General features: G+C 55.6%; 17 protein-coding genes. 10 read left to right on the top strand and 7 right to left on the bottom strand.

Features of this window, described 5'->3' with window-relative positions; translation table 11 throughout:
• Nucleotides 1-2 precede the first annotated feature (2 nt).
• Genes M2374_RS19285 through hycI form a run of 6 tightly spaced genes read left to right on the top strand, consistent with a single transcriptional unit; the run spans nucleotide 3 to nucleotide 4842 of the window.
• Entirely contained in the window at nucleotides 3-926 is a 924-nt protein-coding gene (locus tag M2374_RS19285) for a respiratory chain complex I subunit 1 family protein (RefSeq protein ID WP_181688826.1), read from the top strand.
• 17 nt (nucleotides 927-943) lie between these two features.
• Entirely contained in the window at nucleotides 944-2653 is a 1710-nt protein-coding gene (gene hycE, locus M2374_RS19280) for a formate hydrogenlyase subunit HycE (protein ID WP_096755965.1), read from the top strand.
• 9 nt (nucleotides 2654-2662) lie between these two features.
• On the top strand, nucleotides 2663-3205 hold the full coding sequence (hycF, locus tag M2374_RS19275) for a formate hydrogenlyase subunit HycF (RefSeq protein WP_115257624.1): 543 nt from the start codon (nucleotides 2663-2665) through the stop codon (nucleotides 3203-3205).
• Nucleotides 3205-3972: a formate hydrogenlyase subunit HycG gene (gene hycG, locus M2374_RS19270; protein ID WP_115257625.1), complete on the top strand. Its 768-nt coding sequence runs from the start codon at nucleotides 3205-3207 to the stop codon at nucleotides 3970-3972. The genes hycF and hycG overlap by 1 nt, the downstream gene beginning before the upstream one ends.
• The gene (locus M2374_RS19265; protein ID WP_135911522.1) at nucleotides 3969-4379 is read left to right on the top strand and encodes a formate hydrogenlyase maturation HycH family protein; all 411 of its coding nucleotides are present in this window, start codon (nucleotides 3969-3971) and stop codon (nucleotides 4377-4379) included. The genes hycG and M2374_RS19265 overlap by 4 nt, the downstream gene beginning before the upstream one ends.
• Nucleotides 4372-4842 (top strand): hydrogenase maturation peptidase HycI, encoded by a 471-nt coding sequence (hycI, locus tag M2374_RS19260; protein WP_259155697.1) that lies wholly within the window; start codon nucleotides 4372-4374, stop codon nucleotides 4840-4842. Before M2374_RS19265 ends, hycI begins: the two co-directional genes overlap by 8 nt.
• A 67-nt stretch (nucleotides 4843-4909) precedes the next feature.
• Here hycI and M2374_RS19255 read toward each other — a convergent pair whose 3' ends face one another.
• The 3 genes from M2374_RS19255 to ascF form a co-directional block, all read right to left on the bottom strand.
• On the bottom strand, nucleotides 4910-5149 hold the full coding sequence (locus M2374_RS19255; RefSeq protein ID WP_115257628.1) for a SymE family type I addiction module toxin: 240 nt from the start codon (nucleotides 5147-5149) through the stop codon (nucleotides 4910-4912).
• Nucleotides 5150-5343: 194 nt separating this feature from the next.
• The gene (locus M2374_RS19250) at nucleotides 5344-6768 is read right to left on the bottom strand and encodes a 6-phospho-beta-glucosidase (RefSeq protein ID WP_117343182.1); all 1425 of its coding nucleotides are present in this window, start codon (nucleotides 6766-6768) and stop codon (nucleotides 5344-5346) included.
• Nucleotides 6769-6790: 22 nt separating this feature from the next.
• Entirely contained in the window at nucleotides 6791-8245 is a 1455-nt protein-coding gene (gene ascF, locus M2374_RS19245) for a PTS cellobiose/arbutin/salicin transporter subunit IIBC (protein ID WP_181688827.1), read from the bottom strand.
• Between the two features lie 263 nt (nucleotides 8246-8508).
• On the opposite strand from ascF, the gene M2374_RS19240 reads away from it, so the two are divergent.
• The 3 genes from M2374_RS19240 (at nucleotide 8509) to hypF (ending at nucleotide 12589) form a co-directional block, all read left to right on the top strand.
• The gene (locus tag M2374_RS19240; protein WP_115257631.1) at nucleotides 8509-9522 is read left to right on the top strand and encodes a LacI family DNA-binding transcriptional regulator; all 1014 of its coding nucleotides are present in this window, start codon (nucleotides 8509-8511) and stop codon (nucleotides 9520-9522) included.
• Nucleotides 9523-9666: 144 nt separating this feature from the next.
• The gene (gene hydN, locus M2374_RS19235) at nucleotides 9667-10212 is read left to right on the top strand and encodes an electron transport protein HydN (RefSeq protein ID WP_096759340.1); all 546 of its coding nucleotides are present in this window, start codon (nucleotides 9667-9669) and stop codon (nucleotides 10210-10212) included.
• Between the two features lie 142 nt (nucleotides 10213-10354).
• Complete coding sequence (gene hypF, locus M2374_RS19230; protein WP_181688828.1) at nucleotides 10355-12589, top strand: carbamoyltransferase HypF; 2235 nt, start codon at nucleotides 10355-10357, stop codon at nucleotides 12587-12589.
• Nucleotides 12590-12706: 117 nt separating this feature from the next.
• On the opposite strand, the gene norW is transcribed toward hypF, so the two are convergent.
• Together norW and norV are read right to left on the bottom strand one after the other, a co-directional pair.
• Entirely contained in the window at nucleotides 12707-13840 is a 1134-nt protein-coding gene (gene norW, locus M2374_RS19225; RefSeq protein ID WP_096755975.1) for an NADH:flavorubredoxin reductase NorW, read from the bottom strand.
• Nucleotides 13837-15285, bottom strand: a complete 1449-nt coding sequence (norV, locus tag M2374_RS19220; RefSeq protein WP_181688829.1) for an anaerobic nitric oxide reductase flavorubredoxin — start codon at nucleotides 15283-15285, stop codon at nucleotides 13837-13839. The genes norW and norV overlap by 4 nt, the downstream gene beginning before the upstream one ends.
• Nucleotides 15286-15476: 191 nt before the next feature.
• On the opposite strand from norV, the gene norR reads away from it, so the two are divergent.
• Nucleotides 15477-17000, top strand: coding sequence for a nitric oxide reductase transcriptional regulator NorR (norR, locus tag M2374_RS19215; protein WP_117343185.1), 1524 nt, complete (start codon nucleotides 15477-15479; stop codon nucleotides 16998-17000).
• Here norR and gutQ read toward each other — a convergent pair.
• Together gutQ and M2374_RS19205 are read right to left on the bottom strand one after the other, a co-directional pair.
• Entirely contained in the window at nucleotides 16997-17962 is a 966-nt protein-coding gene (gutQ, locus tag M2374_RS19210) for an arabinose-5-phosphate isomerase GutQ (RefSeq protein ID WP_096755978.1), read from the bottom strand. The genes norR and gutQ overlap by 4 nt on opposite strands.
• The gene (locus M2374_RS19205; protein WP_115257634.1) at nucleotides 17955-18728 is read right to left on the bottom strand and encodes a DNA-binding transcriptional repressor; all 774 of its coding nucleotides are present in this window, start codon (nucleotides 18726-18728) and stop codon (nucleotides 17955-17957) included. The genes gutQ and M2374_RS19205 overlap by 8 nt, the downstream gene beginning before the upstream one ends.
• Nucleotides 18729-18829: the final 101 nt, after the last annotated feature.

Genomic DNA, 18829 nt, shown 5'->3' with positions numbered 1-18829 from the left:
GAATGAGTGTTTTGTATCCGTTAATTCAGGCGCTGGTGCTGTTTGCCGCGGCGCCGCTGTTGTCCGGTATTACCCGCGTGGCGCGTGCGCGTTTGCATAACCGCCGCGGTCCGGGCGTGTTGCAGGAATATCGCGACATTATCAAGCTGCTGGGCCGTCAGAGCATTGCGCCAGCGGATTCCAGCTGGGTCTTCCGCCTGACGCCGTTTGTGATGGTGGGCGTTATGCTGACTATCGCTACCGCGCTGCCGGTGGTGACCGTGGGCTCGCCGCTACCGCAACTGGGTGATTTGATCACGCTGATTTACCTGTTTGCCATTGCCCGCTTCTTCTTTTCTATCGCCGGTCTGGATACCGGTAGCCCGTTCACCGCTATCGGCGCCAGCCGTGAAGCGATGCTCGGCGTACTGGTGGAGCCGATTCTGCTGCTGGGCTTGTGGGTGGCGGCGCAGGTTGCTGGTTCGACCCACATCAGCAACATTGCCGATACCATTTATCACTGGCCTGCCGCGCGTAGCATCCCGTTGATTCTGGCGCTGTGCGCCTGTGCCTTCGCCACCTTTATCGAAATGGGCAAGCTGCCGTTCGACCTCGCGGAAGCCGAGCAGGAGTTGCAGGAAGGTCCGCTGACCGAATACAGCGGCAGCGGTTTTGCGGTGCTCAAGTGGGGTATCAGCCTCAAGCAACTGGTCGTTTTGCAAATGTTTGTCGGCGTGTTCCTGCCGTGGGGGCAGGTGGAAACCTTCACTGCGGGCGGGCTGCTGCTGGCGCTGGTGATTGCTGTCGTTAAGCTGGTCCTCGGCGTGCTGGTCATTGCCCTGTTTGAAAACAGCATGGCGCGTCTGCGTTTTTGCGCCACTTCACGCGTGACCTGGGCCGGTTTTGGGTTTGCGTTTTTAGCCTTCGTCTCCTTGCTGGTGGCGTGATTTAAGAGAGTTTGAACATGTCTGAAGAAAAAGTAGGTCAACACTATCTCGCCGCTCTGCACCAGGCCTTCCCGGGCGTGGTGCTGGATGAAGGCTGGCAGACCAAAGATCAGCTGACCATCACCGTGAAGGTCAACTATCTGCCGGAAGTAGTTGAATTTCTCTACTACAAACAGGGCGGCTGGTTGTCGGTGCTGTTTGGTAACGACGAACGTCAGCTGTGCGGTCATTACGCCGTCTACTATGTCATGTCGATGGAGCAGGGCACCAAGTGCTGGATAACCGTTCGCGTAGAAGTCGACGCCAATAAACTGGAGTTCCCGTCCGTGACGCCGCGCGTACCGGCCGCCGTTTGGGGCGAGCGTGAAGTGCGCGACATGTACGGCTTGATCCCGGTAGGGTTACCGGACGAACGCCGTCTGGTACTGCCGGATGACTGGCCGGACGAACTCTATCCGCTGCGTAAAGACAGCATGGATTACCGTCAGCGCCCGGCGCCGACTACCGATGCTGAAACCTACGAGTTCATCAACGAACTGGGTGACAAGAAAAATAACGTGGTGCCGATTGGCCCGCTGCACGTCACCTCTGATGAACCAGGTCACTTCCGCCTGTTTGTTGATGGCGAAAATATCATCGACGCCGACTACCGCCTGTTCTATGTCCACCGCGGCATGGAGAAACTGGCGGAAACCCGTATGGGTTATAACGAAGTGACGTTCCTGTCGGATCGCGTATGCGGTATTTGTGGTTTTGCCCACAGCACGGCGTACACCACCTCCGTGGAAAATGCGATGGGGATTGTGGTGCCGGAACGCGCGCAGATGATCCGCGCCATTCTGCTGGAAGTGGAACGTCTGCACTCGCACCTGCTGAACCTTGGCCTGGCGTGCCACTTCACCGGCTTTGACTCCGGCTTTATGCAGTTCTTCCGCGTGCGTGAAACGTCGATGAAAATGGCGGAGATCCTCACCGGGGCGCGTAAAACCTACGGCATGAACCTGATCGGCGGCATCCGTCGTGACCTGCTGAAAGAGGACATGATCCAGACCCGTCAGCTGGCGCAGCAGATGCGTCGTGATGTACAGGATCTGGTCGACATGCTGCTCAGTACGCCGAACATGGAACAGCGCACCGTCGGCATTGGTCGTCTGGACCCGGAAATTGCTCGTGACTTCAGTAACGTCGGCCCAATGGTGCGTGCCAGCGGCCACGCGCGTGATACCCGCGCGGACCACCCGTTCGTCGGTTACGGTTTACTGCCGATGGAAGTGCACAGCGAGCAGGGCTGCGACGTTATTTCCCGTCTGAAAGTGCGTATCAACGAAGTCTATACCGCGCTGAACATGATCGACTTTGGTCTGGATAACCTGCCGGGCGGCCCGCTGGCGGTGGAAGGCTTTACCTATATTCCGCACCGCTTCGCGCTGGGCTTTGCCGAAGCACCGCGTGGCGATGACATCCACTGGAGCATGACCGGCGATAACCAGAAGCTGTATCGCTGGCGCTGCCGTGCGGCCACCTACGCCAACTGGCCGACGCTGCGTTACATGCTGCGTGGTAACACCGTCTCCGATGCCCCGCTGATTATCGGTAGCCTCGATCCTTGCTACTCCTGTACTGACCGTATGACCGTGGTCGATGTACGTAAGAAGAAAAGCAAAGTCGTGCCGTACAAAGAACTTGAGCGCTACAGCATCGAGCGTAAAAACTCGCCGCTGAAATAAGGAATCGCCATGTTTACTTTTATCAAAAAAGTCATCAAAACCGGGGCACCAACGTCGTCTTACCCGCTGGAGCCGATTGCGGTTGATAAAAACTTCCGCGGTAAGCCGGAACATAATCCGCAGCAGTGTATTGGCTGTGCGGCCTGTATCAATGCGTGCCCATCTAACGCGCTGACAGTAGAAACAGATCTGGTCACCAATGAGCTGGCGTGGCAGTTCAACCTCGGTCGCTGTATTTTCTGTGGCCGCTGTGAAGAAGTCTGCCCGACGGCGGCGATCAAGCTATCGCAGGAGTATGAGCTGGCGGTATGGAAGAAAGAAGATTTCCTGCAGCAGTCTCGTTTTGCGCTGTGTAATTGCCGCGTCTGTAACCGTCCTTTTGCGGTGCAAAAAGAGATTGATTACGCCATTGCGTTACTGAAGCACAACGGTGATTCCCGTGCGGAAAATCACCGTGAAGGCTTTGAGACCTGCCCGGATTGTAAGCGCCAGAAATGCCTGGTGCCGTCTGACCGTATTGAACTGACTCGCCATATGAAAGAGGCCAGCTGATGAGCAATTTATTAGGCCCACGTGATGCCAACGGAATTCCGGTCCCGATGACCGTGGATGAATCCATTGCCAGCATGAAAGCGTCATTGCTGAAAAGCATCAAGCGTTCAGCGTACGTTTACCGCGTCGACTGTGGTGGCTGCAACGGTTGCGAAATCGAAATCTTCGCCACCTTGTCCCCGCTGTTTGACGCCGAACGTTTTGGCATCAAAGTGGTTCCGTCGCCGCGCCATGCGGATATTCTGCTGTTCACCGGTGCGGTAACCCGCGCGATGCGTTCTCCGGCACTGCGTGCCTGGCAGTCTGCCCCGGACCCGAAAATTTGTATCTCCTATGGGGCCTGCGGCAACAGCGGCGGTATCTTCCACGACTTATACTGCGTATGGGGCGGCACCGACAAAATTGTTCCCGTGGATGTGTATATTCCCGGTTGCCCACCGACGCCTGCCGCCACGCTGTACGGCTTTGCGATGGCGCTTGGCCTGCTGGAGCAGAAAATTCACGCACGTGCACCAGGCGAACTGGACGCACAGCCTGCGGAAATTTTGCACCCGGATATGGTTCAGCCGCTGCGTGTGAAGGTCGATCGCGAAGCACGTCGTCTGGCGGGTTATCGCTATGGTCGTCAGATTGCCGATGACTATATGAATCAGTTGGGGCAGGGTGAGCAACAGGTGGCGCGCTGGCTGGAAGCGGAAAACGATCCGCGTCTGACCGAGATCGTCACGCATCTTAATCATGTTGTAGAAGAGGCGCGTATCCGATGAGTGAAACGGTGGTGTTCAGTCAACTGAGCCGTAAGTTTATTGATGAGAACGATGCAACGCCCGCCGAGGCGCAGCAGGTTGTCTATTACAGCCTGGCGATTGGTCACCACTTAGGCATAATCGACTGCCTGGAAGCGGCGTTAACCTGCCCGTGGGATGACTATCTGGCGTGGATTGCCACGCTTGCCGAAGGAAGCGAAGCTCGCCGTAAGATGGAAGGCGTGCCGAAGTACGGTGAAATCGTCATCGATTTTAACCATGTGCAGATGCTGGCGCGCGCGTTTGATGACGCGCTCGCCGTGCAGACACCGCAACAGCAGGAATGGAGCAAGCTGGTGCTCAGCATGCTGCATGACATTCACCAGGAAAGCGCCATCTATCTGATGGTGAGGAGACACCGTGACTGACGTTTTATTGTGTGTCGGCAACAGCATGATGGGTGACGACGGTGCGGGTCCGCTGCTGGCAGAAATGTGCGCGGCTGAGCCTAAAGGCAACTGGGTGGTCATCGACGGCGGAAGTGCGCCAGAAAATGACGTCGTCGCGATCCGCGAACTGCGCCCGGAACGTCTGCTGATTGTTGATGCCACTGACATGGGCCTCAATCCCGGCGAGATCCGCATTATCGATCCCAATGATATTGCCGAGATGTTCATGATGACCACCCATAATATGCCGTTGAACTATTTGGTTGATCAGCTCAAAGAGGATGTTGGCGAGGTGATTTTCCTCGGCATTCAACCGGATATTGTCGGCTTTTATTACCCGATGACACAGCCAATCAAAGAGGCGGTCGAGACCGTGTATCAGCGATTAGCCGGTTGGGAAGGCCATGGCGGATTTGCTGAGTTAGAAGCGCCAGAAGAGTAAGCATTCCCAGCGCCGGATGTCAGCCACGCGCGGCATCCGGCCTGTTCCGCCTTTACATATCCAGCCGTTATTCAGTTGCCTGCTCAATAATTAATTTCCCCTGCATCACCGAAACATTCACCTCTGTGCCGGTCGGAAAACCCGCCTGTTCCAGCCAGTCGCCATTCAGCGTTAATGAGGCGTGTCGACTGATACGCAGGGTGAATCCGGTACGGCGATCTTCGTAGCGTCTTCTGACGTAACCCACTTTTAAACGACGCACGGGTTTGGCGATAATCATTGGTGTTTGAACATTATCAGTAGACATGAACGTTTCCTTGTTACGAACGGTGAAAAGTAAAAACTACTGAATAAAATGCCAGTAATAATGCGCGACAGCAAACCGCAGAATGGAATGACGATCCAGAAAAATGAATGTAAAAAATGAAACGGGAAGGAAGGGAGGATGTTTGTGGCGGGTGATCATGTGGGCCGGATAGCAAGCGCCATCCGGCCCGACGATCAGTCCAGATCAGCCCCGTTGCTGGCGATCACTTTTTTATACCACCAGAATGATTTCTTGCGAGTCCGCGTCAGCGTGCCATTGCCTGCGTCATCGCGGTCGACATAGACAAAACCGTAGCGTTTGCTCATCTCGCCGGTGGAGGCGGAAACCAGATCGATACATCCCCAGGTGGTGTAACCCATCAGCGGCACGCCGTCTTCAATGGCGTCTGCCATGGCGCGAATATGGTCGCGTAAATAGCGGATGCGATAGTCATCGTTGATCTCGCCGTTGGCATCGATTTCATCTTTTGCCCCCAGTCCGTTCTCCACCAGAAACAGCGGTTTCTGGTAGCGGTCATACATCATGTTTATGGTGATGCGCAGACCCAGTGGGTCAATGCCCCAGCCCCATTCGCTGGCTGCAATGTACGGATTGCGCAGCGACTTCACCACGTTGGCGGCGCTGGTGTTGCCGGTGTTCATTTCTGCCGAGGCGCAGCGCGAGGCGTAATAGCTGAAGGAGACAAAATCGACGGTATTTTTCAGGATGTCGTCATCTTCCGGGGCTTTCTCAATCACTACACCCTTGTCACGAAACACGCGGGCTGAGTAGGCGGGATAAGCACCACGCGCCTGTACATCAATAAAGAACAGGTTTTCACGGTCCTTTTCCAGCGCGGTCCACACATCTTCAGGTTTGCACGAGTAGGGGTAAAAGTTTCCACCCGCCAGCATGCACCCGACCTGGTTGTGCGGATTGATTTCATGGGCGATTTTGGTTGCCAGTGCGCTGGCAATCAGTTCGTGGTGCGCGGCCTGGTATTTCACCTGATCCTGATTTTCACCCGCTTCAAACACCAGTCCCGCGCCGGAAAAAGGGCTGTGCAGCAGGATGTTGATTTCATTGAACGTCAGCCAGTATTTCACCAGACCATCAAAGGCCTCGAAGCAGGTACGGGCGTAGCGGGTGAAAAACTCCACCATTTTGCGGTTACGCCAGGAGCCATACTCGGTGACCAGGTGCATCGGTACATCAAAGTGGCACAACGTCACCAACGGCTCAATACCGTACTTTTTGCACTCGGCAAACACCGAGCGATAAAAATCAATGCCTTCCTGATTTGGCGTCAGTTCATCCCCGTTCGGATAGAGCCGACTCCAGGCAATTGAGGTACGAAACACCGTGAACCCCATTTCTGCCATCAGGGCGATATCGTCTTTATAGCGATGATAAAAATCAATCGCTTCATGGCTGGGATAAAACTCGTCATCCCGCAGTTGAACGCGCTTTTCCTGACCCAGTTTAACCGGCATTCGATGTGCGCCGTGGGGGATCATATCCACGGTAGTCAGCCCTTTGCCGCCTTCCCGATACGCCCCTTCAGACTGGTTGGCGGCCAGTGCGCCGCCCCATAAAAATCCTTGCGGAAAAACAGACATAATAAACCTCAGTTAGTATCCGTCAGATGCTGGCGCCATTGATATTTCCCGGCTGCAAAGCCTGATTTTTTCTGGCCTGCGCGGCCGCATCTTCGACGGGAATATCCTCAAAGCCGAGCAGCAGCGTTAAGACAAACGACAGCACTACCGCCAGCGCCATGACGCCAAATACCCAGACAATGGTCATCGGATTGGCCGGGTCAAAAAACTGTACGCTGGTGAACAGACCTGGTGCAGCCATCGAGTGGCTTGCCAGTCCGGCCATCCCGGCTACGGCACCGCAGATAAAGCCGCTGATAAGACTGGCAATCAGCGGACGTTTCAGGCGTACCGCCACGCCATACAGCGCCGGCTCGGAAATCCCTGCCATAATGGCGGAGGCCGCCGCGGCTAACGCTGTCTGACGCAGTTCCGGGTTTTTAGTTTTCCAGGCGACCGCTAAAGAAGAGCCACCCAGCGACAGGTTGGCGCCAATTTCAGACGGCATAACCATGCCTTCTTTACCGGTTTCGGCAATGGTTTGAATAATGGTGGGGGTAAAGACGCGGTGCATGCCGGTCATCACCAGAAGCGGCCACAGTGCGCCCATAATGGCCACCGACAGCCAGCCCAGATAACCGTGAATGGTGTACACCAACGCGGAGATCGCGCTGCCGATCCAGATGCCAATCGGGCCAATTAAGACGATGGCGAGCGGGGCGGCGATCAGCACGATCAGCATTGGTTTCAGGAAGTTTTTGGTTACGGCTGGCGTAATGCGATCCACCCACCGTTCGATGTACGACAGGCACCAGGTCATGACCAGCGCCGGGATCACCGTGTAGGTGTATTTCACCGCCGTGACCGGGATCAGCGCGAACTCAACGTGCTCGCCCTGTGCGGCCTTAGCCATCAGATCAATAAAGCTCGGATGCACCAGTACGCCCGCAATAGCAATAGCCAGCGACATGTTGGTTTTGAATTTAATGGCGGCAGAGGCGGCGACCATCAGCGGCAGGAAGAAGAATGCGCCGTCGCCAATCACTGTCAGGATCGTCAGCGTCGAGGAGCCTTTTTGCAGCACGCCGGTCATTTCGAGGATCATTGCCAGCAGTTTCAGCATCGATCCACCGATAATCGCCGGGATCAGCGGTGACATAGTGCCGATCAGCGCATCAAGGATCCCTGCCCCAATACGCTTGAGCGTCAGTTTGGGTTTGCCTGCGGGTTCGCTGGGCTGCATATCGCCCGGCAGCAGGCTGACGACCTCGCGATACGCCTGGGACACGGTATTACCAATAATCACCTGGCACTGATTGTCGCTACGCACTACGCCGAGTACGCCATTAAGCGTTTTTAACGTGGCGCTGTCGACCTGCGAATCATCTTTGATAACGAAACGTAAACGGGTCATGCAGTGGGTTACTGCGGTGATGTTCTCGACGCCGCCCAGAGCCGTCACAACCGAGCGCGCCAGCGCTGCATAATTTTTAGACATCGGATTTAATCCTGTTTTATCAGTAGGGTAGGTAATGTCTTACCGTTTATTTTCGTCTCATGTTGGTGATGATGAAACATTGATAGGAAACCGGTTCCACAAAATCATGTTTAATTTATACTATTTATACAAGATTATATTTTGATCATTTTTTGTATTTGTGACTACGATCACCAGATAACGCGTTCTGCGATTGAGCAGCAAGGACAGCGGTGAAACGGTGCAGTACACTGCGTCACATTGCGTGAAAAGGGATGAGTAAGATGACCACGATGTTGGAAGTGGCGAAGCGTGCTGGCGTGTCGAAAGCTACGGTTTCCCGGGTGCTTTCGGGGAACGGCTACGTCAGCCAGGAGACCAAAGACCGCGTGTTCCAGGCTATTGAAGAGAGTGGCTATCGTCCCAATTTGCTGGCGCGCAGCCTGGCGGCGAAGAGCACGCAGACGCTGGGTCTGGTAGTGACCAACACCCTGTATCACGGCGTTTATTTTAGCGAGTTGCTATTTCACACTGCGCGTATGGCGGAGGATAAAGGACGCCAGCTTCTGCTTGCCGACGGTAAACATAGTGCCGAGGAAGAGCGTCAGGCGATTCAATATCTGCTCGACCTGCGCTGTGATGCTGTCATGATCTATCCGCGTTTTCTCAGTGTGGATGACATCGATGAGATTATCGATGCACACGCCCAGCCCATTATGGTGCTTAACCGACGCCTGCGTAAAAACACCAGCCACTGCGTCTGGTGCGATCAAAAACAGACCAGCTTTAATGCCGTCACGCAGTTGATTCGCGCCGGGCATACCGAGATTGCTTTTATCAGTGGCTCAATGGATTCGCCCACCGGCGTGGAGCGACTTTCCGGTTATAAAGACGCGCTGGCGCAGCACGGCATTCCGTTGAATAATGATTTGATTGTGAAGGGTAAATGGACGCCAGCCTGTGGCGCTGAAGGCGTTAAAACCTTACTTTTACGCAAGGTGAATTTCACCGCGCTGGTGGCCAGCAATGATGATATGGCGATTGGCGCGATGAAGCAGTTGGACGAGCAGGGCATTAATGTTCCCGCGCAGGTGTCGGTGATTGGTTTCGATGATATAGCCCTTGCGCCGTACACCATTCCGGCACTTGCCAGCGTCAAAATCCCGGTCACGGAGATGGTCCAGGAAACCATAGGACGCCTGATCTTTATGTTGGACGGCGGAGCCTTTACGCCAGCGAAAAACTTTACCGGCGAGCTTATCCCTCGCGCCTCTCTTGCCCCGACACTTTCACGCTGATGCTGTCATTTGTCATCGTCACTAGTGACGATGACAGGCATTTTTGCAGCGGAGTAAAATAAAAAACCTTTAATAACAGTGCATTAAATTCTGGCACGATTTATGAATGCTTAGGCAGATAATCTGTCATTGCTGGAGAATTTGATGAACCGTTTCATCATTGCAGACGCCAATAAATGCATTGGTTGCCGTACCTGTGAAGTGGCCTGCGTGGTATCCCATCAGGATAACCAGGACTGCGCATCGCTGACCCCTGAAACCTTTTTACCGCGCATTCACGTGATCAAAGGCGTTAACGTCTCTACCGCGACGCTGTGCCGTCAGTGTGAAGATGCGCCGTGTGCCAACGTCTGCCCGAACGGTGCAATTAGCCGCGATAAAGGCTTTGTCCACGTGATGCAGGAACGCTGCATTGGCTGTAAAACCTGCGTAGTCGCTTGTCCTTATGGCGCAATGGAAGTGGTTGTCCGTCCGGTTATTCGTAACAGCGGCGCGGGTCTGAACGTGCGTGCTGAAAAAGCCGAAGCCAACAAATGCGACCTGTGCCACCATCGCGAAGCCGGTCCTGCCTGTATGGAAGTCTGCCCGACGCATGCGCTGATTTATGTCGATCGCAATAAACTGGAGCAGCTGAGCGCGGAAAAACGCCGTCGTGCGGCACTGGACTCCACCGCATCTTTGCTGTTCTGATTGTCCAAAATCCGCGTAAAATACCTGCGCTAATAGCGCTACGCTTATCAGGCCTACAGGGCAATAACACGTAGGCCGGATAAGGCGAAGCCGCCATCCGGCAAAGGGATATTTCAGGGATACACGATCGCGGGAATTCAACATGATACTAAGCAACCACTCCGGTGTAGAGCTGCGCATTCGCGGTAAGGTACAGGGCGTTGGGTTCCGACCCTTTGTCTGGCAACTGGCGCAGCGGCTACAGCTGCATGGCGACGTCTGTAACGACGGCGACGGGGTGGTGGTGCGTTTGCTCGAAGACGCAGCGCAATTTATTGCCGAACTGCATCAGCACTGCCCGCCGCTGGCGCGGATTGATAGCGTCGAGAGTGCGCCGTTTGTCTGGCAACAACGACCTGCAGATTTCTCCATCCGCCAAAGCGCTGGCGGAACGATGAATACGCAGATCGTACCGGACGCTGCAACCTGCCCTGAATGTCTTGCTGAAATGAACACCCCCGGTGAACGCCGTTATCGTTACCCTTTTATCAACTGTACCCACTGCGGCCCGCGCTTCACCATTATTCGCGCAATGCCGTATGACCGTCCGTTTACCGTCATGGCTTCATTCCCGTTGTGCCCACAATGCGATGCTGAATATCGCGATCCGTATGATCGTCGTTTTCATGCCCAGCCTGTCGCCTGCCCGGCGTGTGGCCCGCATCTGGCGTGGATAAGCGCAGACGAGCGAGCGGAAAAAGAACCGGCGCTACAGGCGGCGGTTACGCGGTTGAAAGCAGGTGGCATTGTGGCGGTTAAAGGCATTGGCGGATTTCATCTGGTCTGTGATGCGCGCAACGACGCTGCTGTGGCGCTACTCCGTCGGCGTAAACATCGCCCGGCTAAACCGCTGGCGGTAATGCTGCCGGGGGATGACGGACTGCCAGAAGCGGCACGGCGTTTGCTGACTACGCCCGCTGCCCCCATCGTGTTGGTCAATAAACAGTATGTGGTTTCACTGTGCGAAGGGATTGCGCCAGGACTTACCGAGGTCGGCGTCATGCTGCCTGCCAACCCGTTACAGCATTTGCTGTTGCAGGAGATGAAGGGGCCGCTGGTGATGACCTCCGGCAACCTTAGCGGCAGGCCGCCAGCCATTACTAATGCGCAGGCGCTGGACGATTTGCACGACATTGCCGACGGCTTTTTGCTGCATAACCGCGAGATTGTGCAGCGCATGGATGACTCCGTGGTGCGAGAAAGCGGGGAGATGTTGCGTCGCTCCCGAGGCTACGTGCCAGATGCCGTGGCGCTGCCGCCAGGTTTTCGCGACGTGCCGCCGATGCTGTGCTTAGGCGCTGATCTGAAAAATACGTTCTGTCTGATCCGGGGGGAACAGGCGGTGATTAGTCAGCATCTGGGCGATCTGAGCGATGACGGCATTCAGCATCAGTGGCGCGATGCGCTGCATCTGATCCAGAACATTTATGATTTTACCCCGCAGCGTATTGTCTGTGACGCACATCCTGGCTACGTTTCCAGCCAGTGGGCCCGTGAGATGACGTTGCCAATTGAAACGGTGCTGCACCATCATGCGCATGCTGCGGCCTGCCTGGCTGAGCACGGCTGGCCATTGAACGGTGGCGATGTTATTGCCCTGACGCTGGACGGTATCGGCATGGGCGAAAACGGTGCGCTGTGGGGCGGCGAGTGCCTGCGGGTGAATTATCGCGAATGCGAATACCTGGGTGGCTTGCCCGCGGTGGCGCTGGTGGGGGGCGATCTGGCGGCAAAACAGCCGTGGCGCAATCTGCTGGCGCAGTGTCTGCGCTTTGTGCCTGACTGGCAGCGTTATCCGGAAACAGCGTTTGTGCAGCAGCAAAACTGGAGCGTACTGGCTCGTGCCATCGAGCGTGGGATCAACGCGCCGTTGGCATCATCGTGTGGACGCTTGTTTGATGCCGTTGCCGCCGCACTGCAGTGCGCACCGCAATCCCTGAGCTATGAAGGTGAGGCCGCCTGTGCGCTGGAGGCGTTAGCGTCACAATGTGCAGGCGTTGAACACCCGGTCACCATACCACTTAACAACAACCAGTTGGATTTGGCGGTTTTCTGGCAGCAGTGGCTGAACTGGCAGGCGACTCCCCCTGAACGCGCCTGGGCTTTCCACGATGCGCTGGCGCGTGGGTTTGCCACGCTGATGCGCCAACAGGCACAGTTACGCGGTATTACGACGCTGGTATTTAGCGGGGGCGTGATGCATAACCGTTTGCTGTCAGCCCGTCTGGCGTTTTATCTGCATGACTTTACGTTACTGTTCCCGCAGCGTTTACCGGCTGGGGATGGAGGATTGTCGCTGGGGCAGGGCGTGATTGCCGCGGCGCGGGCATTGCCGTAGAAATAAAAAAAGCCCCGGGACTGGCGGGGCAAGAAAAGCAAGTCGGGGCATACCGACAAGTGGCAACGCACATCCGTGTGCGTGAGGTTAATAAAACAAGCAATGGCACAACATTGTTTACACGGGCAGTGTTTTCAGCAGCGCGAAGGCCTCCTTCATACGATCTTCGCTCACCACGAAGGCACACAGTTGGCCTTCGCTGTTCATTCCTCTGGCGACCATACCTTCTGCTTCAGCCGCAATATGCCAGTTCAGATCGCGACGCTGGGTTTCCCCTGCCAGGTGTAATGGCAGCTCCGGCGTTTTGATTTTTACCAGCATGGCTGGCAGCTTCAGCGGGGCATTGCCGCCGAGCAGGTTTTTCGCCAGATACATCGCGCTGAGCTGAATCGGCTGCAGGAACGGCAGGACCTGACCATTAATTTCTGCGCAGTCACCGAGGGCGTAAATATCCGGGTGGCTGGTTTGCAGATAGCTGTCAACGCAAACGCCGCGATTGATGGTTAACCCGGCGCGACGCGCCAGCGCGGTTTCTGCACGCAGACCGGTTGCGGCAATTACCGCATCAACGTCTACACTGCGGTTACGATCGAGCGTGGCGCGAATACCGGTGCTGGTTTTCTCCAGACTCTGCAACTGTGATTTCAGCAGCAGGTGTACGCCCATATCGGTCAGACGATGCTGTAAACGGCTGCTGACTTCTGGCGGCATTAACGAGGCCAGAATGCTGGCGGCGTTATCGATAAGCGTCACCGCTTTACCGGCACGGCAGAAATCCATCGCCAGCTCGCTGCCAATCAAACCTCCGCCAACAATCAGGACTCGCTGCGCATCGCGCAGTTGCGTTTCACAGGCGCGATACTCCTGCTGGCTGTTCAGTGTGAGCATTAACTCACGTCCGGTTACCGGCGGTACAAAGGCTGATGCCCCCGTAGCCAGCACCAGCTTGTCATACTGCCACTGCTTGTCCTGGCTTTTCACTACGTGAGCATCGGCATCGATGTCGGTCACCCAGGTGTGCGGGAACAGGCGCAAATTAAACTGTTCGGCAAACTCCCCCGCCGACTGGCGGGTGAGGTCGTCGGCACGCTGTGCCTGGCTGATAACATGGCTGAGATCGGGCTTGTTATACTCATCGATGCTGTCAGCGGCAATCAGGGTCAGCGGGACAGTCGCATCCTGCTTACGGATATTTTTGACTAACTGGCGGGCGGCGAAGCCCGAACCAATAATGACAATTCCGCGGCTCATTTTGCCTCCGTAGCCAGTACGTCGAAGACGTCTTTGCCTAATGAACATTCCGGGCACAGGAAGTTTTCCGGCACGTCGCTCCACGGTGTACCCGGTGCGACATCCTGCAGCGGCTCGCCTTTCTCTGGATCGTAGACCCACTGGCAAACGCTGCACTGCATGCAAGGTCCAAGGTCAGCGGCCGCGGCGGCGGCACAGGCGCACTCTTCCTCTTTGGTTGCGGCTTTGACGCTGGTTTCCGGCAGTGGAGCGAGCGCCCACTGACGTGCAATTTCACGACCGTGCTGACGGCACAGTTCCAGCGCATCCAGATCCGGGCGCCATTTGGCTTTCAGGCTCAGGGACATTTCAAAACCGGCATCCTGCAGACGCGTGGACAGACGGTCTACCGCACCGCCGCTCCAGCCGTGGGAGCCGAAGGCGCTGGCGCGTTTATTGCGAAAACGCAGGCCGGTCATCTCTTCGACCAGACCGGCGATCTTCGGCATCATCACGTTGTTCATCGTGGAGGTGCCGACCAGCACGCCTTTAGAGCGGAAGACGTTCGTCAGGACTTCGTTTTTATCGCTGCGGGCGACGTTAAAGATTTTCACTGCCACATTTGGGTCAACTTCGTTGATGCCCTGGGCAATGGCGTCGGCCATCATACGGGTGTTGTTGGACATGGTGTCGTAGAAAATGGTGATGCGGTCTTCCTGATAATCCGCCGCCCATTTCAGGTACATCTCAACGATCTGCGTTGGGTTGTCGCGCCATACCACACCGTGAGAGGTGGCAATCATGTCAACCGGCAGATTGAAGCCGAGGATTTCAGTGATTTTTGGCGTAACCAGGCGGCTGAACGGTGTCAGGATGTTGGCGTAGTAGCGCTGGCACTGTTCGAACAGTTCAGTCTGATCTACTTCGTCGTTGAACAGACGTTCGTCACAGTAGTGCTGACCAAAAGCATCGTTACTGAACAGCACGGCGTCACCGGTCATGTAAGTCATCATGCTGTCCGGCCAGTGCAGCATCGGGGTTTCAACGAAGATCAGCTGTTTGCCATTACCGATATCCAGTGAGTCACCGGTTTTTACCACGTTGAAGTTCCATTCCGGGTGATGGTGGTGGCCGGTGATGGAGTCAATAGCGTTAGCGGTGCAGTAAATCGGCGTGTCCGGGATGCAGGACATCAGCTCGGTCAGCGCACCGGCGTGGTCTTCTTCTGCATGGTTAATGATGATGTAGTCAATATCTGCCAGGTCAATTTCATTGCGCAGATTCTGCACGAATTCACGGCTAAACTTGTGGTCTACTGTATCGATCAGGACATTTTTTTCTTCACGGATAAGATAGCTGTTGTAGCTGCTACCGCGCAGCGTTTTGTATTCGGTCCCGTGGAAATCACGAACTTCCCAGTCACGTTGGCCAACCCAATGAATGTTATTTTTAACCAGAATAGACATAGCAACCTCAGTAATTAATTTAGCGTGTTTCTAAAAAAGATGTTTTGCTTATTGCAGGTTGCGTGCCAACTTTTTATTTGATTGATTTATAACGGTTTTATGTTTTACCCCTCTAAGTTGGCTGTCAAAATGACTATGCTTTTTGTTGTCAATATGACAATATGCATTGTCAAAATGACAATGAGGTAGCCATGAGTTTTTCCGTTGATGTGCTGGCGGGTATCGCCATTGAATTACAAAGCGGTATTGGGCATCAGGATCGTTTTCAACGCCTGATCACGACGCTGCGTCAGGTGCTGGAGTGTGATGCGTCGGCGCTGCTGCGCTATGAATCACGACAGTTTATTCCGCTGGCGATCGACGGGCTGGCGCAGGATGTTCTCGGCAGACGTTTTACGCTGGAGGGGCATCCGCGTCTGGAAGCGATTGCCCGCGCCGGGGACGTGGTGCGTTTTCCAGCCGACAGCGATTTGCCCGATCCGTACGATGGGCTGATCCCCGGCCAGGAAAGCCTGAAGGTCCATGCCTGCATTGGGCTGCCGCTGTTTGCCGGACAAAATTTGATTGGCGCGCTGACGCTGGATGGTATGGAGCCAGATCAGTTCGATGTCTTCAGCGATGAAGAGCTTAGGTTGATTGCCGCACTGGCGGCGGGGGCGCTGAGCAATGCGCTGCTGATTGAACAGCTGGAAAGCCAGAATATGCTGCCGGGTTCGTCCACCGCTTTCGAACAGGTGACGGAAACGCAGATGATTGGCCTGTCGCCTAATATGATGCAGCTGAAAAAAGAGATTGAGATTGTGGCAGGCTCCGATCTTAACGTCTTAATCAGCGGCGAAACGGGAACCGGGAAAGAACTGGTGGCGAAAGCAATTCATGAAGGCTCGCCGCGAGCGGTGAATCCGCTGGTGTATCTTAACTGTGCCGCGTTGCCAGAAAGCGTCGCGGAAAGCGAACTGTTTGGCCATGTGAAAGGCGCCTTTACCGGGGCCATCAGCAACCGTAGCGGCAAGTTTGAAATGGCGGACAACGGCACGCTGTTCCTGGACGAGATTGGCGAACTGTCACTGGCGTTGCAGGCCAAGCTGCTGCGCGTGTTGCAGTACGGTGATATTCAGCGAGTGGGTGACGATCGCAGCTTGCGGGTGGATGTTCGCGTGCTGGCAGCCACCAACCGTGATTTACGCGAAGAGGTGCTGGCCGGGAATTTCCGCGCCGACCTGTTCCACCGTCTGAGCGTCTTTCCCCTTTCGGTGCCACCGCTGCGTGAGCGCGGTGAAGATGTGGTTTTGCTGGCGGGTTATTTTTGCGAACAGTGCCGGCTGCGGCTGGGACTTTCCCGTGTGGTGCTAAGCCCTGGTGCGCGTCGCCATCTGCTGAGCTACGGTTGGCCGGGTAACGTGCGTGAGCTGGAACATGCTATTCATCGTGCGGTGGTGCTGGCCAGGGCAACAAGGGCAGGGGATGAAGTGGTGCTGGAGCCGCAGCACTTTGCCTTACAGGAAGAGGCGCATACTCCGCAGGCTGAAGCCGACGTCATGGCGGAGATCCCGCTGAATCACAATCTGCGCGAAGCCACGGAGTCTTTTCAGCGGGAGATGATCCGCCGGGCGCTGGCGCAGAATAACCATAGCTGGGCGGCAAGCGCGCGGGCGCTGGAAACTGACGTCGCCAACCTGCATCGGCTGGCGAAGCGTCTGGGACTGAAGGATTAGAGAATGCCCGCCTGATAAAAATCCTGCAGGTTAATTGCGCCGGTGAGTTTGCCGTTTTCATCCACCACCGGTGCGGCAGTGATTTTGCGCTTCATCAGAACCTCTTTGGCGTCAATCGCGCGGCTTTGTGCCTGCAGCGTGACGCCATTCGGGGTCATCGCTTCGCGTACTTCCGTGCTGAGTGCGCCGCCACCAACCAGCCAGCGACGCAGGTCACCGTCGGTAAAGACACCTTTCACCAGAGACTGCTCGTCGCAGACCGCCACCAGACCCAGACCGGTGCGGCTCAGTTCCAGCATGGCGTCCATAACGCTGGTAGTAAGCGTCACCTGCGGTACGGCGTCGTCGCGACGCATCAGGTGGTGCACCTTGTTTAACAGACGAGCGCCCAGTGCTCCGGCCGGATGAGAGCGCGCAAAATCCTCTTCGTTAAAACCGCGCGCTTGCATGACGGCAATTGCCAGCGCATCGCCCATCATCAGTGTGTTGACGGTGCTGGAGGTGGGTGCCAGACGCATCGGACAGGCTTCACGTTCAACCGAAATATCCAGTACGGCTTTGGCGGCCAGACCTAATGGCGAGGTGGGTTTTCCGGTCATCGCCAGCAGCGCGACGGATTTGTCTTCCAGACGCGGAATGATGAGATCCAACTCTTTCGCGCCGCCGGAGTAGGAGATGAAGAGCATCACATCGCGGCTTTCAATCATGCCTAAGTCGCCGTGCAGTGCTTCCGCTGGATGCACGAAGAATGCCGGGGTGCCGGTGCTGGCGAGGGTCGCGGCGATTTTTTTGCCAATATGGCCAGACTTACCAATTCCGGAGACAATTACTTTGCCTTCGCAGTGGATGATAGTATTGGCGGCACGAACAAAGTCATCGCCGAGGCGTTCTGGCAGTCGGCTGGCTTCCTGGAGTTCCAGCATTAACGTCTGACGGCCCGCGTTCAGTAGTGCATCACTCATTGGTTTCTCCGGTTATGATCACTTCTATCCCTTTTGCTTCCAGCGCCTGACGAAATGCAGGGTCGATGCCCGCATCAGTAATCAGCTTGTCGACGCTTTCCAGACTGCATACCACATTGGGGCTTTTGCGCCCGAATTTCGACGAGTCCGCCATCAGAATTACTTCGCGAGCGGCATTGCACATCGCCTTGCTGACGGTATAGACCTCATTAAAAGTGGTCACACCCGCATTCAGATCGATGCCGTCGGTCCCCATGAAGAGTTTATCAAAGCTGAACTGCTCGAAGGCATTTTCTGCCAGCTGTCCGTGAAATGACGCCGATTTTTTGCGAAATGTCCCGCCGGGCATCAGGATAGTTTGCTCGTTGTCCAGTTCCGAAAGGGCGTTAACAATGTGCAGGCTGTTGGTCATCACGGTGATGTTACTAAAGCGGGTGAGCATCGGCACCATCTGCAAAACGGTGCTGCCTGCGTCGAGAATGATTGAGTCGCCGTCGTGAATAAAACGCACGGCGGCTTCGGCAATTTGCGCTTTTTTATGCGTGTTGATTAGCGTTTTGTGATCGATGGGCGGGTCAGATTCGTCTTTGTTTAATACTACGCCGCCATAGGTGCGAATGACGGTGCCGGCATTTTCCAGAGTGACCAGGTCTTTGCGAATGGTCGTGCCGGTTGTGTCAAAGTAGTGGGCCAGTTCTTCAACCGAGCATTTTCCCTGCTTTTGCAGGTGCTCCAGTATGGCAGCCTGACGCTGACGAGGTTTCATAGGCGTGATTACCCTGACTTATGTATATACCCGTCATACTTCAAGCTGCATGTGCGTAGGCTTTATTCGGCCTTACGGCCTCACCCCTTCGGGGCCAGCGC

Source organism: Citrobacter sp. JUb117, from assembly GCF_024809055.1.
Classification (GTDB): Bacteria; Pseudomonadota; Gammaproteobacteria; order Enterobacterales; family Enterobacteriaceae; genus Citrobacter; species Citrobacter gillenii.
The sequence above is the reverse complement of the archived record's forward strand: the minus strand, read 5'-3'. Positions and strand labels throughout refer to the sequence as shown.

What these genes read in the sequence shown, in the direction of transcription:
- hypF (WP_181688828.1), top strand. Translation starts at nt 10,355, where the DNA reads ATGATACTAAGCAACCACTCCGGTGTAGAGCTGCGCATTCGCGGTAAG.
- M2374_RS19250 (WP_117343182.1), bottom strand. Translation starts at nt 6,768, where the DNA reads ATGTCTGTTTTTCCGCAAGGATTTTTATGGGGCGGCGCACTGGCCGCC.
- hycF (WP_115257624.1), top strand. Translation starts at nt 2,663, where the DNA reads ATGTTTACTTTTATCAAAAAAGTCATCAAAACCGGGGCACCAACGTCG.
- hycE (WP_096755965.1), top strand. Translation starts at nt 944, where the DNA reads ATGTCTGAAGAAAAAGTAGGTCAACACTATCTCGCCGCTCTGCACCAG.
- M2374_RS19205 (WP_115257634.1), bottom strand. Translation starts at nt 18,728, where the DNA reads ATGAAACCTCGTCAGCGTCAGGCTGCCATACTGGAGCACCTGCAAAAG.
- M2374_RS19255 (WP_115257628.1), bottom strand. Translation starts at nt 5,149, where the DNA reads ATGTCTACTGATAATGTTCAAACACCAATGATTATCGCCAAACCCGTG.
- norV (WP_181688829.1), bottom strand. Translation starts at nt 15,285, where the DNA reads ATGTCTATTCTGGTTAAAAATAACATTCATTGGGTTGGCCAACGTGAC.
- M2374_RS19240 (WP_115257631.1), top strand. Translation starts at nt 8,509, where the DNA reads ATGACCACGATGTTGGAAGTGGCGAAGCGTGCTGGCGTGTCGAAAGCT.
- gutQ (WP_096755978.1), bottom strand. Translation starts at nt 17,962, where the DNA reads ATGAGTGATGCACTACTGAACGCGGGCCGTCAGACGTTAATGCTGGAA.
- M2374_RS19285 (WP_181688826.1), top strand. Translation starts at nt 3, where the DNA reads ATGAGTGTTTTGTATCCGTTAATTCAGGCGCTGGTGCTGTTTGCCGCG.
- M2374_RS19265 (WP_135911522.1), top strand. Translation starts at nt 3,969, where the DNA reads ATGAGTGAAACGGTGGTGTTCAGTCAACTGAGCCGTAAGTTTATTGAT.
- norW (WP_096755975.1), bottom strand. Translation starts at nt 13,840, where the DNA reads ATGAGCCGCGGAATTGTCATTATTGGTTCGGGCTTCGCCGCCCGCCAG.
- ascF (WP_181688827.1), bottom strand. Translation starts at nt 8,245, where the DNA reads ATGTCTAAAAATTATGCAGCGCTGGCGCGCTCGGTTGTGACGGCTCTG.
- hycG (WP_115257625.1), top strand. Translation starts at nt 3,205, where the DNA reads ATGAGCAATTTATTAGGCCCACGTGATGCCAACGGAATTCCGGTCCCG.
- norR (WP_117343185.1), top strand. Translation starts at nt 15,477, where the DNA reads ATGAGTTTTTCCGTTGATGTGCTGGCGGGTATCGCCATTGAATTACAA.
- hydN (WP_096759340.1), top strand. Translation starts at nt 9,667, where the DNA reads ATGAACCGTTTCATCATTGCAGACGCCAATAAATGCATTGGTTGCCGT.